Annotated in this window: 16 protein-coding genes; 15 read left to right on the top strand and 1 reads right to left on the bottom strand. The window is 62.2% G+C overall.

What is annotated here, in order from left to right; translation table 11 throughout:
* Positions 1 to 125: 125 nt before the first annotated feature.
* From V1471_RS10825 to V1471_RS10790, 8 genes are all read left to right on the top strand, one after another.
* Complete coding sequence (locus tag V1471_RS10825) at positions 126 to 1,367, top strand: MFS transporter (protein ID WP_434288683.1); 1,242 nt, start codon at positions 126 to 128, stop codon at positions 1,365 to 1,367.
* A gap of 72 nt (positions 1,368 to 1,439) precedes the next feature.
* The gene (msrA, locus tag V1471_RS10820) at positions 1,440 to 2,141 is read left to right on the top strand and encodes a peptide-methionine (S)-S-oxide reductase MsrA (protein WP_434288681.1); all 702 of its coding nucleotides are present in this window, start codon (positions 1,440 to 1,442) and stop codon (positions 2,139 to 2,141) included.
* A 107-nt stretch (positions 2,142 to 2,248) separates the two neighbouring features.
* Positions 2,249 to 3,121 carry a 50S ribosomal protein L11 methyltransferase gene (locus tag V1471_RS10815; RefSeq protein ID WP_434288680.1) on the top strand — a complete coding sequence of 291 codons (873 nt, stop codon included), beginning with the start codon at positions 2,249 to 2,251 and terminating at the stop codon, positions 3,119 to 3,121.
* Positions 3,122 to 3,227: 106 nt separating this feature from the next.
* Positions 3,228 to 3,575, top strand: coding sequence for a hypothetical protein (locus tag V1471_RS10810; RefSeq protein WP_434288679.1), 348 nt, complete (start codon positions 3,228 to 3,230; stop codon positions 3,573 to 3,575).
* Positions 3,576 to 3,853: 278 nt separating this feature from the next.
* Positions 3,854 to 4,363, top strand: coding sequence for a crossover junction endodeoxyribonuclease RuvC (ruvC, locus tag V1471_RS10805; RefSeq protein WP_066705966.1), 510 nt, complete (start codon positions 3,854 to 3,856; stop codon positions 4,361 to 4,363).
* Positions 4,360 to 5,040 (top strand): Holliday junction branch migration protein RuvA, encoded by a 681-nt coding sequence (gene ruvA / locus V1471_RS10800; RefSeq protein ID WP_434288676.1) that lies wholly within the window; start codon positions 4,360 to 4,362, stop codon positions 5,038 to 5,040. The genes ruvC and ruvA overlap by 4 nt, the downstream gene beginning before the upstream one ends.
* A 3-nt stretch (positions 5,041 to 5,043) precedes the next feature.
* Positions 5,044 to 6,072: a Holliday junction branch migration DNA helicase RuvB gene (ruvB, locus tag V1471_RS10795; protein WP_434288674.1), complete on the top strand. Its 1,029-nt coding sequence runs from the start codon at positions 5,044 to 5,046 to the stop codon at positions 6,070 to 6,072.
* An 88-nt stretch (positions 6,073 to 6,160) separates the two neighbouring features.
* The gene (locus V1471_RS10790; RefSeq protein ID WP_434288673.1) at positions 6,161 to 6,973 is read left to right on the top strand and encodes a hypothetical protein; all 813 of its coding nucleotides are present in this window, start codon (positions 6,161 to 6,163) and stop codon (positions 6,971 to 6,973) included.
* 3 nt (positions 6,974 to 6,976) lie between these two features.
* Here V1471_RS10790 and aroQ read toward each other — a convergent pair whose 3' ends face one another.
* A complete protein-coding gene (gene aroQ / locus V1471_RS10785; protein ID WP_434288671.1) occupies positions 6,977 to 7,414 on the bottom strand; it encodes a type II 3-dehydroquinate dehydratase in 438 nt (145 codons plus the stop codon).
* 100 nt (positions 7,415 to 7,514) lie between these two features.
* Between aroQ and V1471_RS10780 the strand changes: the two genes are divergently transcribed.
* The 7 genes from V1471_RS10780 to tolB all read left to right on the top strand — a co-directional run bounded on the left by V1471_RS10780 (position 7,515) and on the right by tolB (position 12,939).
* The gene (locus V1471_RS10780; protein ID WP_434288670.1) at positions 7,515 to 8,144 is read left to right on the top strand and encodes a hypothetical protein; all 630 of its coding nucleotides are present in this window, start codon (positions 7,515 to 7,517) and stop codon (positions 8,142 to 8,144) included.
* Positions 8,107 to 8,694 carry an RNA 2',3'-cyclic phosphodiesterase gene (thpR, locus tag V1471_RS10775; protein ID WP_434288668.1) on the top strand — a complete coding sequence of 196 codons (588 nt, stop codon included), beginning with the start codon at positions 8,107 to 8,109 and terminating at the stop codon, positions 8,692 to 8,694. The genes V1471_RS10780 and thpR overlap by 38 nt, the downstream gene beginning before the upstream one ends.
* Before the next feature lie 27 nt (positions 8,695 to 8,721).
* Positions 8,722 to 9,111 (top strand): tol-pal system-associated acyl-CoA thioesterase, encoded by a 390-nt coding sequence (gene ybgC, locus V1471_RS10770; protein ID WP_434288667.1) that lies wholly within the window; start codon positions 8,722 to 8,724, stop codon positions 9,109 to 9,111.
* A gap of 135 nt (positions 9,112 to 9,246) precedes the next feature.
* Positions 9,247 to 9,942, top strand: coding sequence for a protein TolQ (gene tolQ, locus V1471_RS10765; RefSeq protein WP_434288665.1), 696 nt, complete (start codon positions 9,247 to 9,249; stop codon positions 9,940 to 9,942).
* A gap of 1 nt (position 9,943) precedes the next feature.
* Positions 9,944 to 10,414, top strand: coding sequence for a protein TolR (tolR, locus tag V1471_RS10760; RefSeq protein WP_066705949.1), 471 nt, complete (start codon positions 9,944 to 9,946; stop codon positions 10,412 to 10,414).
* A 12-nt stretch (positions 10,415 to 10,426) separates the two neighbouring features.
* Positions 10,427 to 11,605, top strand: a complete 1,179-nt coding sequence (locus tag V1471_RS10755) for an energy transducer TonB (protein ID WP_434288663.1) — start codon at positions 10,427 to 10,429, stop codon at positions 11,603 to 11,605.
* Positions 11,602 to 12,939, top strand: coding sequence for a Tol-Pal system beta propeller repeat protein TolB (gene tolB, locus V1471_RS10750; RefSeq protein WP_434288662.1), 1,338 nt, complete (start codon positions 11,602 to 11,604; stop codon positions 12,937 to 12,939). Before V1471_RS10755 ends, tolB begins: the two co-directional genes overlap by 4 nt.
* The last annotated feature ends 96 nt before the right edge of the window (positions 12,940 to 13,035 follow it).

Genomic DNA, 13,035 nt, shown 5'->3' with positions numbered 1-13,035 from the left:
GTCCTCCTCCCGCGAAGTGTGGACCATGATCGCGGTGAGCGCCCCCATGCGTCAAGCCATCTGCAGAGGGGGGTGTGCAGGAATTTCAGCTATTCAGAGGGGGATTTCCTCTCTAAAGGCGGATCATGAGCAAAGCACCCGTATCCCTCCATGATGTCTCCCACCTGCCGCGCTGGCGGCGACCGGAGTCCCTGTTGTTCCTGATGGCCTTCGCCATGCCCGTGGCCTTTGCCACATGGAACGCGCTTTTGAACAATTTCGTCATCGAGGTGGCGGGGTTCACAGGCGTTCAGATCGGCTGGCTTCATACCGTGCGGGAAATTCCGGGCTTTCTGGCCATCGGGGTGATCGCGCTCATTATGATCGTGCGCGAACAGGTACTGGGCGTGGTGTCTCTTTTGCTCCTGGGGGTGGCGACGGCGGTGACCGCATGGTTCCCGTCTCTGGGCGGCATTTTGACCATCACCATGCTGTCCTCCATCGGCTTTCACTATTTCGAGACGGTGAACCAATCGCTTCAGCTTCAATGGTTGCCGAAAGAGCGGGCGCCGATTGTGCTCGGGCGTCTGTTGGCGGCGGGCTCGGCGGCCTCTCTGGTGGCCTATGGGCTTTTGGTTCTGACGTGGAAGACCTTCGATCTGTCTTACAATCTGGTCTATCTGGTCTCGGGCGGGTTTACCGCGCTCGTGGCGCTCTTCGCGCTTTATGCCTATCCGCAGTTCGAAGCGCCTAATCCTCAGGCCAAAAAGCTCATTCTGAAACGCCGCTATGGGCTCTATTATGCGCTCCAGTTCATGGCAGGTGCGCGGCGGCAGATTTTCGTGGTCTTCGCGGCCTTCATGATGGTCGAGAAATTCGGGCTTGGCGTCGAAGAGATCACCGGCCTGTTCCTGATCAACTATCTCGCCAATATGATCATCGCGCCGATGATGGGGAAAATCGTCTTCATCAAGGGGGAACGTTTTGTCCTCATGCTCGAATATATCGGGCTGACGCTGGTGTTCCTGGCCTATGGCGGGATCTACTGGCTCGGGTGGGGCGTGCTCGTGGCGGCAGCACTTTATGTGATCGACCACATGCTGTTCGGTCTGGCTTTCGCGCTCAAAACCTATTTCCAGAAGATCTCCGACCCCGAGGACATCGCGCCGACTGCGGCTGTGGCTTTCACGATCAACCACATCGCGGCGGTCTTCCTTCCTGCGCTTCTGGGCTATCTCTGGGTGGTGTCTCCGGGGGCGGTGTTTGGCCTTGCGGCGGCGCTGGCGATGGGGTCTGTCGGCCTCTCCGCCCTGATCCCGCGTCACCCGGAGAAAGGCAACGAATGGCGGCTCTTCCCGCGCGTTCGCAGTGCGGCCCCGGCCGAGTGAGTGGCATCAGCGATTGGCGCAAACCCAATTGCAGACTATATTGAGCGGAAACCGCACATACGGAGACCTGCCATGTTTGCCGCTCTGACCAAGAAACTGACCATGCCCACGCCCGATGAGGCGCTGTCGGGCCGTCCCGATGCGATCCCCACGGCGGAAGAGCATTTTGTGCTTCATGTGCCGCTCAAGGCGCCGGTGCCCGAGGGCTGCGCGGAGGCGATCTTTGGCATGGGCTGTTTCTGGGGCGTCGAGCGCATCTTCTGGCAGGTGCCGGGCGTGGTGAACACGGCGGCGGGTTATACGGCGGGCTATACGCCGAACCCGACCTATGAGGAAGTTTGCTCCGGCAAGACCGGCCATAACGAGGCGGTGCGCGTGGTCTACGATCCCACAAAGGTGAGCTATGCCACGCTTTTGAAGACCTTCTGGGAAAACCACGATCCGACCCAGGGCATGCGTCAGGGCAACGACCGGGGCACGCAATATCGCTCCGGCATCTATGTCACGACGGATGCGCAGCGCCGTGAAGCGGAGGCGAGCCTTGCGGGCTATAACGTGTTGTTGCAGGACAAGGGCTTCGGTGCGATCACGACCGAGGTTTTGCCTGCGGGTGCGTTCTACTTTGCAGAGGGCTATCATCAGCAATATCTCGCGAAGAACCCGAACGGCTATTGCGGTATTGGAGGTACCGGGGTGAGCTGTCCGGTCGGACTGTCGATGGAGCGTTCCGTGCAGTGGAACGAAGAGATGGAGCGGCCCGACAGTCCCGCGTAATTCGGCCAGAACCGGCGGCGGGTTGTGAAAATCCCGCCGGGCAGCTAAGGCAGGGGAAACCACCCAGGGAAAACCTCCTAGGGGAAACCCAAGTCCGGAGTGCCGCCATGCCGACCTTTACCGCTTTCACCAAGACCAAGGGCAAAGCCCCCGCCGAAGCCATCGGCGACGCGCTCGAATTTCTCGATCCGGAACCGACCGGCGTCGGTGTCTTCGAGATCGAGGACGGCTCGGGGCTCTGGGAGGTCGGCGCCTATTTCACCGAAGCCCCCGACGAGATCGCTCTGGCGCTTCTGGCCAAGGCCAACGGTGCACCGGATTTCGTGATTTCCGAACTGCCGGAAACCGATTGGGTCGCCAAGGTGCGCCGCGATCTGGCCCCTGTGGAGGCCGGTCGCTTCTATGTTTACGGCTCGCATGACGCCGACACGCTGCCCGCCGACAAGATCGGCCTGCTGATCGAGGCGGCCATGGCCTTTGGCACCGGGCATCACGGCACCACGCTTGGATGTTTGAAGGCGCTCGATCACCTGATGGCGGAAGGCAAGACATTCGACAATGTGGCCGACATCGGATGTGGCACCGCCGTACTCGCGATGGCGGCGGCGAAGATCTCCGACAAGACGGTTTATGCCTCCGACATCGACGAGGTGGCGGTCGAAGTGGCCGAAAGCAACGTGCGTGCCAACGATCTTGCCGGTCGGGTGATCTGTCTCGAAGCTGCCGGGTTCAATCACCCGGTTCTGTCCGAGAAAGCCCCCTTCGATCTGGTCTTCGCCAATATCCTCAAGGGACCTCTGGTGGCGCTCGCTCCCGACATGGCGGCGAACGTGCGACCGGGCGGGCATGTGATTCTCTCCGGGATTCTCAATCCGCAGGCCGATGAGGTCGTCGAGGTTTATACACGCTCCGGATTTAATCTTGTGGAGCGCCAGGAGATTGTTGACTGGACGACGCTAACGATGGTGCGAACTGCCTAAAATCAAAGGCAAAAACCTCCTTCTCGCCGCGTTTGCCCCAATTCCGCCACATTTCGTCGCAAGAATGTCTCAGTCGGTGGGGGCCGATGTTCACGAGGAGGCTGCTATGGCTTACGCCGGTTCGCAGCAATTGGAAAAACGGCTCACCCGCATTGAGGCGCGCAGGCGTGCGCTCAAGCGTGGAGCGGTTTATTCGGTTAACCAGGATGGTCTCATCATTGCCCGCCCGCGTCGTCGCGGGGTGCGGCGGCCGCTCTATCTGGTGTTTTTCGCCCTTGCCGGTGTGATCGCCTTCAAGGCGGCGCTTTATGCGAGCCTCGGTGCCGCGTCCTATGCGATGCGGGTTGAGGAACTGGCGCAGGGGACGGCGATTGAGCGTGTCGCGGCCTGGGTCATGCATGCCGATCAGATCACCGTCTGGCTGGCGCTTCAGGGCAAGATGCTTCTGAGCTGAGAAATATTCACCGGGGGTCGGATGGCTGTTTCCCTCCATGTCGCCCGATCCCTGCCACGTCAAAACCCGCACCGCCCTCCGGTGCGGGTTTTCACTTTTTATATTTGCTCGCGGCGGGGCCTCCGCAGGGGCGGGCTGATTGCCGGTCATGCGGTCGCCACCTGTGGTGGCGGATCAGCGCTCCGGTGGAAACGAGGGGCTTCAGGCAAACCAGTCTTGGCAAATGTTCTCGTTTCGTGCTAACTCATTCTTAATGAATAAAACGAGCAGGTGAGATCATGCGTGTGATGGGCATCGACCCGGGGCTGCGCAATATGGGCTGGGGCATCATTGATGTCGCGGGCCCCCGTATCAGCCATGTTGCCAACGGCATTTGCCGCTCGGCCTCCTCTGACGATCTCGCCACGCGGCTTTTGTCGCTGTTCGATCAGCTCACCGCCATTGTCGAAACCTACCGCCCCGACAGCGCCGCCGTCGAGCAGACCTTTGTCAACAAAGACGCCGTTGCGACGCTGAAACTCGGGCAGGCGCGCTCTGTTGCGCTTCTGGTCCCGGCGCGGGCGGGGATTCCCATCGGCGAATATGCCCCGAATGCGGTGAAAAAAACCGTCGTCGGCGTCGGCCACGCCGCCAAGCAACAGGTCGAACATATGATTAAGCTGCAACTTCCCGGCGCGAAACTCGAAGGCCCGGATGCGGTCGATGCGCTGGCCATTGCGATTACGCATTCCTATCACGCGCAATCCTCTTCGCGGCTGCAAGACGCGCTTAGAAAGGCCGCTTCATGATCGGTAAACTCACCGGCGTCATCGATTACATTGGCACGGATCACGTCCTGATCGACGTGCGCGGTGTCGGCTATATCGTCTATGTGTCCGAGCGCACACGCATGTCGCTGCCGGGGCCGGGCGCGCCTGTGTCGCTCTATACCGACATGCTGGTGCGCGAGGATTTGTTGCAGCTGTTTGGCTTTACCTCGCTGTTGGAGAAGGAGTGGTATCGCCTTTTGATTTCGGTGCAGGGCATCGGGTCGAAAGCCGCGATGGCGATTTTGGGCACTTTGGGGCCGAAGGCCACGGGCCGCGCGATCGCTTTGGGCGACTGGACGGCGATCAAGGCCGCACCGGGGGTTGGCCCGAAGATCGCGCAGCGGGTGGTCAACGAGTTGAAGGACAAGGCGCCGGTGGTGATGTCGATGGGTGGGAAACTGTCCGAGGCTTTGGCCGCACCGGATGTGGGTGAGGTGATCGAAGAGGCCGCGCCCTCTGCCAAACCTGTGCAGAAGAAAGTTGCTCCGAAGGCAAACGCAAGTGCCGAGGCCGAAGCGCTTTCGGCGCTGCAAAACCTCGGCTATTCTCCCTCTGACGCCGCAGGTGCCGTGGCGCAGGCGGCGCAGGATGCGCCAGAGGCGGACACGTCCGGCCTGATCAGAGCGGCGCTTCGGCTGCTCGCGCCGAAAGGGTAAGAGATGGACCACCCGGATCCCACATTGCGCCCGGAGCGCCAGCCGCAGGATGCCGACCGCGCCCTGCGCCCGCAGGCGCTTGAGGAATTCATCGGCCAACAGGAAGCCCGCGCCAACCTGCGCGTGTTTATCGAGAGCGCCCGGATGCGCGAAGAGGCGATGGACCATGTGTTGTTCCACGGTCCGCCGGGCCTCGGCAAAACCACGCTGGCGCAGATCATGGCGCGCGAATTGGGCGTGAATTTCAAGATGACCTCGGGGCCGGTTCTGGCGAAAGCGGGCGATCTGGCGGCGATTCTGACCAATCTCGAAGCGCGAGATGTGTTGTTCATCGACGAGATCCACCGGATGAACCCGGTGGTCGAAGAGGTGCTTTACCCGGCGATGGAGGATTTCGAGCTTGATCTGGTGATTGGCGAAGGCCCCGCCGCGCGCACCGTGCGGATCGAGTTGCAGCCCTTTACGCTTGTGGGGGCGACCACGCGGCTCGGGCTTTTGACGACGCCCTTGCGGGATCGTTTCGGCATCCCGACGCGGCTACAGTTTTACACGACAGAAGAGCTGCATGAGATCGTCACCCGTGGTGCGCGCCTTTTGGGCGTGCCTGCGGATGCGGATGGGGCGCATGAGATCGCCAAACGTGCGCGTGGCACACCCCGGATCGCCGGGCGGCTTTTGCGCCGGGTGGTGGATTTCGCCGTGGTCGAGGGCGACGGGCGGATTACCAAATCTCTGGCTGACGGGGCGCTCACGCGGCTTGGGGTGGACCTTATTGGCCTCGATGGTGCGGACCGTCGCTATCTTGGGATGATCGCCGAGAATTACGGCGGCGGGCCCGTGGGTGTTGAGACTTTGGCGGCGGCGCTTTCCGAGAGCCGCGATGCCATTGAGGATGTGATCGAGCCCTATCTTTTGCAACAAGGCCTCATTCAGCGCACCCCGCGCGGGCGGATGTTGACGCAGAAATCGTGGCGGCATCTGGGGCTTGAGGCCCCGAAAGCGCCGGACCAGTCCGACCTGTTTGGAAAGTGAGTATTTGCGGCAGCAAAGGAGACGGATGGGGTTGACCTTTCCGGGGCGTTTGCGCGCAAATGGGAGAATATCTCTGAGGCGAGGGTCTATGCGGGTTTTCTTTTTGTCGCTTGTCGTCAGCGCTTTGCCCTTTGCGGCCTTGGCAACGGATCGGGTTGAGACCTCTGCGGGCATCGCCGAAATTCTGCCGCTCGGGCCGTTTGGCACGGATGCTTTGTCTTTGGCGGATGCGCCCGTCGATCTGCCGCAGGCGGCGGATCATCTCGACATCGCGGCGCAGGATGGAGATGTGTTGCTCATTCGGCTCGGATCGGGTGGCACGGCCTGTCCCAAGATGTGGGTCTATGTCGATACCGGCGCCGATCCGGTTTGGGTTTCTGACATGTTCGGGACCTGTCACGACGACGGCAAGGCTTTGGTGACGGAGCGCGGGATCGAGGTGATCTCTCCGGCGACGGAGCCGGGTCAGAGTGGGGATGTGCGCTATTGGCTCGTGGGGCATGAGCTTCATGAAGAGCTCGGACCGCCGAAATCGCTGGGCTTTACGCAGGTCGCCGAGTGGCAGGGGCAGCATCCGAAGCTTTTGGTCAACGATCCGGCTTGGGAGGGGCGGTTTCTTGCGACCGTAGGGCCGGTGGGGCTGCTCGATCTTCGGGCGCTGTTTGAGCAGGCGAGCTTTCTGGAATGGCAGGGCGATTGGCTTGTGGCGAGCGGATGCAAGACCGATGCCTGCGGCTATCTCGAAGGCGCCTTGGCGATGAGCCGGGATGGGCATGCCGTGGTGGCTGTGATCGACCGCTCGGAGTTTGAACCGCCCGCGGGTGTGCGGTTTTATGGCGATGCCCAGAACCAGCCGCTGCCGCAGGCGATCGTTCAGGTGTTTGTCGATCACAGCGAGTGAGGTTTAGCCCAGAAGGTGTCCCATCTGCGCCACGGCCAGACGGTAGCCATTGATCCCGAACCCCGCCATGACTGCATCGGCGCGCATCGAGACATAGGAGTGATGGCGGAAGGCCTCGCGTTTGTGGACCTGAGAGATATGGACCTCGATCACCGGGCCGTCGAACGTATTGAGCGCATCGAGAATGGCGACCGAAGTATGCGTGTAGGCCGCCGGGTTGATCACGATGCCGGCGGCTTTTTCGCGGGCTTCATGGATCAGCTCGATGATCTCGCCCTCATGGTTCGACTGGGCGAAGACCACGTCGAGGTCATGCGTTGCGGCCTCGGCGGCACAAAGCGCCTCGACATCTTCGAGCGTGTCATGGCCGTAAATCTCCGGTTGGCGTTTGCCCAGAAGGTTCAGGTTGGGACCGTTCAGGATGTAGATCGTCTTGCTCATGATGTGCCTCGTCTTGTCTGCGTCGGAGGTTACGCGGGGCAGGGGTTGCCGCGCAAGTCGCGCTGTAGCAAAAGGACGGCAAGAGACGCGAGAGGGCCACATGAGCGAGATCACACCGGAACGCATCGAAGCGTTTTTCACCCGTTCGAACGGCGACTATGTGTTTGCGCGCTGGGGGCGGCCGATTTCACCCGTTGTCTTCGGGGTTGAGGACGAGACGCTGGTGACGGTGAAATCCGCCATCGAAGCCTGTGTCGCCATCGCGGGCCACCGGATCGAGGAAATGGACCCGGAACTGGGCACGAACCTCATGGTGTTTTTCCTGTCCGATTGGGCGGAGCTGTTGGATGTGCCGCATATGGGCGATCTGATCCCCGATTTGGAGGCACGGGTGGCGACACTCCAAGAGCGCGGCGCGCATCAGTACCGGGCGTTTCGGTTTGACGACCAAGGTGCGATCAAGGCCTGTTTCACCTTCGTGCGCATGGGCGGCGCGATGGATGAAGTGCCCGCCGAGGTGATCGCGCTGAGCCAGGCGGTGCAGGCGATGCTTCTCTGGTCCGACGTGGAATTCACTCAGGACAGCCCGCTTGCCGTTGCCCCCGAAGGCACGGTGGTGCGCCCGGATGTGGCCAATGTGCTGCGTGCGGCCTACGATCCGATGCTGCCCTCTGCGGCGCGGGATGCGTCGCATGCGCTCCGGCTTTATGCGCGGGTCATTGCGGGATGACAGGCCGGTGAGGGCCTTTGTCGGCATTCCTCTGCCGGACGATCTGAGCGACCGGCTCGAAGAGGTGGCGGCAGGGCTGCGATTTGGTCGGGCGATTCCGGCGGAGAATATGCATGTCACGCTGGCCTTCTTGGATGAGCAGCCGGAAGAGGTTCTGGCCGATCTGCACGAGGAGCTCGCCGGGCTGCATCTCAGAGCGCCGGAGATCGCCATCGAAGGGCTCGATCTGTTTGGCGGGGACAAGCCGCGCCTGCTCTTTGCCGCTGTGATGCCCAATGAGGCGCTCGCAGAATTGCACAAAAAGGTTCGGCAGGCGGCGCGGGCCGCTGGCATCGCCCTGTCGCACGAGAGGTTCCGCCCGCATGTCACCCTGCGCCGGTTTCAACGCCTCGGCTTTGGCGAGCGCGATGCGTTGGAGCGGTTTCTCACGCTGAGCGGCGCGTTTCATGCCCCCGCATTTCGTCCCGTAATCTTCGAGATGGTCCAGTCCCACCTGAGCCACGAGGGCGCGACCTATGAGACCCTTGCGAGCTATCCGCTCGGGCAATAGGGTCGAGCGCAAAAGGAAAGGCGACAGATGACCCACACATTCCCCGTCCATGTCTATTACGAGGACACCGATCTCGCGGGCATCGTCTATTACGCCAATTACCTCAAGTTCATCGAACGCGCGCGAACCGAATGGGTGCGCGATCTGGGGATCGATCAGGTCAAGCTGAAGGAGGAGGACGGGATTGTCTTTGCCGTGCGCCGGGTCGAGGCGGATTACCTCGCGCCTGCGAAATTCGACGATGATCTCACCGTGGAAACCGCTTTGGAGACCATGACGGGGGCGCGGATCGTGATGACCCAGGTGGTCAAACGTGGCGGGGATGTGCTGTTTTCGGCACAGGTGACCATCGTGGCGCTCACTGCAACCGGCCATCCGGCGCGACTTCCGGCAAATCTCCGCCGAAATCTGCACTAAACCGTCGAAAATTCGCAAATTTCCGCTGCGCCTCACATGTTCGTGTTGGCGCTTCCCCTGACGATGCGATAGAATCAAGAGTAATGATGAGAGCCGTGCAAATGCGGCCCACAAAGGCGATTAAAGAGCAGGTTCATGGACCAACAAACCCTTGCGATGGCGCAGGAGATCGACTTCTCCTTGCTCGCGCTTTTCATGCGCGCCACCTTCACCGTGAAAATCGTGATGCTGATGCTGATCGTGGCCTCTTTCTGGTCATGGTCGATCATCATCCAGAAATTCATTTCCTATAAAAAAGCCCGCGTTGAGGCGGCGGCTTTCGATCAGGCGTTCTGGTCGGGCGAGCCCTTGGATGAGCTGTACGACCAGATCTCGGGCGGGCCGATGTCTGCACCGGAGCGGGTGTTCTCTGCGGGCATGACCGAATGGCGTCGCTCGCATCGCGCAGATGGCGGTCTGATCGCAGGCGCCCAGTCGCGGATCGACCGCTCGATGGATGTGGCGATCGCCAAAGAGAGCGAAGAGATGACCAAAGGGCTGTCCTTCCTCGCGACCGTCGGCTCCACCGGGCCGTTTGTCGGTCTCTTCGGTACCGTCTGGGGGATCAAGACCGCGTTCGAGGACATCGCCATGGCGCAGTCAACGAACCTCGCCGTTGTGGCGCCGGGGATCGCGGAGGCGCTTTTGGCAACCGCGCTCGGTCTTCTGGCCGCTATCCCGGCGGTGATCTTTTACAACAAGCTGAACGCCGACAGTGAGCGTATCCTTGGCGGCTACGAGGCCTTCGCCGACGAATTCGCCACCATCCTGTCGCGCGAGCTGGACAGTTAAGATGGGCGCGGGTGTCATTCAGAAATCGGGCGGAGGCGGTCGCAGAGGGCGCCGTCGTCGCCCGGCAGCTATGAGCGAGATCAACGTCACGCCGTTCGTCGACGTCATGCTCGTTTTGCTGATCATCTTCATGGTGGCTGCCCCGATGATGACCGTCGGTGTGCCGATTGAGTTGCCGGAAACAGCGGCAACGGCCCTGCCACAGGAAGAACAGGAACCGCTGACCATCACGCTCACCGCCGATGGGCAGGTTCTTTTGATGGCGAACGAGACCCCCGAAGAGGATCTCGTGACCAAGCTCAAAGCCATCGCCGCCGAGCGTCAGGACGATAAAATCTTCCTGCGCGCCGACGGATCGGTGCCCTACGCACGTGTGGCTCAGGTGATGGGCGCATTGAACGCGGGCGGGTTTCGCTCCATCGGTCTTGTGACCGAGCAGGGCGGGCCACGTCTCGACGGGTCTGGCAATTAAGGGGCAAAACGCGTGAACGCGGGCCAATATATCTCCGGCGCGGGCCATATCGGCCTGATTGCCTATGTGCTTTTCGGGGGGCTGTTCCTGCATCCCGAGGAGCCCACGGACGTGTCCGTACAGGAGGTGGCGCTGATCTCCGAGAGCGAGTTCGCCGCCATGGTGGCGCAGAGCACTGCGCCCGAGACCTATGAGGTGGCCCCCGAGATGCGCGCGCCGGAAACGGAAACCGCGCCCGAGGTGAGCCAGCCCGAGGAGCAGAAGCCCGAGCAAAGCGCGCCCGAAACGCCGCCGCCCACCGCGCCCGAACCGAAGCCCGCGCCGCAGGAGAGCGTGACGCCGCCGGTCGAGGTGCAGCCGACGCCGCCGAGCCCGCAGGCCGAGCCGGAGATTTCGCTCGAGGACCCGGGTGCGGGCCTGCCCGACATTCCGGATCGCAAACCGACGCCACGCCCGGTGCCGCGCATTTCCGATCAGGTGGTGACTGCGCCCGAACCGCAGCCGGAAATTTCCGATGCGCCGGTCGAAGCCGCCAATGAGGAAAGCGACAGCCCCGAGGTGGTCGAGGAGAAGGTCGAGCAAGCCGCGCCGCAGGAGACGACGACAGAGATCGTGACCGAGGCGGAGAAACCGTCGGGCATGTCGACCTCGCCGCGTCCGAAATCGCGCCCGGCCAATCTGGCGGCGCAGGCGGCAGCGGCGGAGAAGGCGCAGGAGACGCCGAAACCTGCCACGCCGACAGCTGAACCGAAAGCCGAGCCGAAACAAGACAGCTCCGACGCCGTGGCCGAAGCCGCAGCGGCGGCCGCGGCCGCCCTTGCCGCCGAGAGCGTCGGAAGTCCCGCCGCTCCTGAACGTCCGGTCGGCCCGCCGCTGACCGCAGGCGAGCGCGAGGGCATGCGTGTGGCCGTGTCGCAATGCTGGAACGTCGGCGCGATGTCGACCGATGCGATGCGCACCGTGATCACGGTCAGTGTTGCGATGAATGAAGACGGCACCCCGCAAGGCGGTTCCATCAAGCTCCTGTCCCACACGGGCGGCACGGAGGCGGGCGCGACAGCCGCTTTCGAGGTGGCCCGACGCGCGATTATCCGCTGTGGGGCGAAAGGATTCCCCTTGCCGGTGGAAAAATATGCCCATTGGCGCAATATCGAAATGACGTTCGATCCCGAACAGATGAGGTTTAAATGAAACGCCTGACTGCTTTTGGCTGTGCCGTTGCCGCAGCGCTCTCCTTTGCTGGGACCGCGCCCGCTTTTGCACAGGACCCGGGCCCGCTGAAACTCGACATCACGCGCGGGGTGATCGAACCCCTGCCGCTCGCCCTGCCGGATTTCGTGGCGGAGACGCCGCAGGCCGCCGATTATGCCCGGCAGATCTCCGAAGTGATCGCCGCCGATCTCGTGGGCACCGGGTTGTTCCGGGAAATCCCGTCCTCGGCCTATATCTCGCAGGTGACGAATTTCGGCGCTGCCGTGCAATATGCCGACTGGAAAGCGATCAACGCGCAGGGGCTGGTGACCGGGGCTGTGAGCATGGACAGCGCGGGCAATCTGTCTGTCAAGTTCCGGGTCTTCGACGTCTATGCCGAAGCGCCGCTGGGCTCGGGTCTGCAACTCGGTGGTTCGACGACGAGCTGGCGCCGGATCGCGCATAAGGTGGCCGATGTGGTTTATTCCCGGATCACCGGCGAGGGCGGCTATTTCGACAGCCGCGTCGTCTTCGTGTCGCAGACCGGGCCGAAGAACGACCGCAAGAAACGACTGGGCGTGATGGATTACGACGGGGCGGGGCTTCAGTACCTGACCGACGACCATTATATTGTTTTTGCTCCACGTTTCTCCCCCACCGGCGACCGGGTGCTCTATACCTCCTATGAAACCGGCACGCCGCAGATCATGATGCTCGACGTGGGCACGGTGACGCGCACGCGCCTGCCGGTTCCGGCCGAATCCGTGACCTTTGCGCCGCGGTTTTCGCCGAACGGGCAGTCTATCGTGTATTCCATGTCGACGGGCACCAACACCGATCTCTACCGTATGGACATCGCGACCTCGCAGATCACCCGTCTGACCAACACGCCCGCGATCGAGACCGCGCCGAGTTTCTCGCCCGACGGTTCGCAGATCGTGTTCGAATCCGACCGCTCCGGCACGCAGCAGCTCTACATCATGCCCGCAGGCGGCGGTGAGGCGCGGCGGATCTCTTCGGGGATCGGGCGCTATGGTACGCCGGTGTGGTCTCCGCGCGGCGATCTCATTGCTTTCACGAAACAAAATCAGGGTCGGTTCCACATCGGCGTGATGCGCACCGACGGCTCTGAAGAGCGCCTGCTGACCGCGTCCTTCCTCGACGAAGGTCCGAGCTGGGCACCCAATGGCCGGGTGATCATGTTCACCCGGGAAAGTCAGGGCACGGGCGGCGAAAGCGCGCTTTATACCGTCGACATTTCCGGGCGGAACCTGAAACGTGTGCCGACCACGGCGGGCGCTTCCGATCCGGCCTGGTCGCCGCTGTTGAAGTGAAATTTGCGTGTCGGATAAGTGTCGGCCTTGCGTCGGACTTTTGTCGGACCCCGTTCGACGGGGGCATGGCACACCGATGTGTTGTCTGCGCCGCCC

Source organism: Celeribacter sp. SCSIO 80788, assembly GCF_051054295.1.
In the GTDB taxonomy this organism is placed as follows: domain Bacteria; phylum Pseudomonadota; class Alphaproteobacteria; order Rhodobacterales; family Rhodobacteraceae; genus Celeribacter.
Note: the sequence above shows the minus strand (reverse complement) of the source record. Positions and strands in the feature narration are given on the sequence as shown.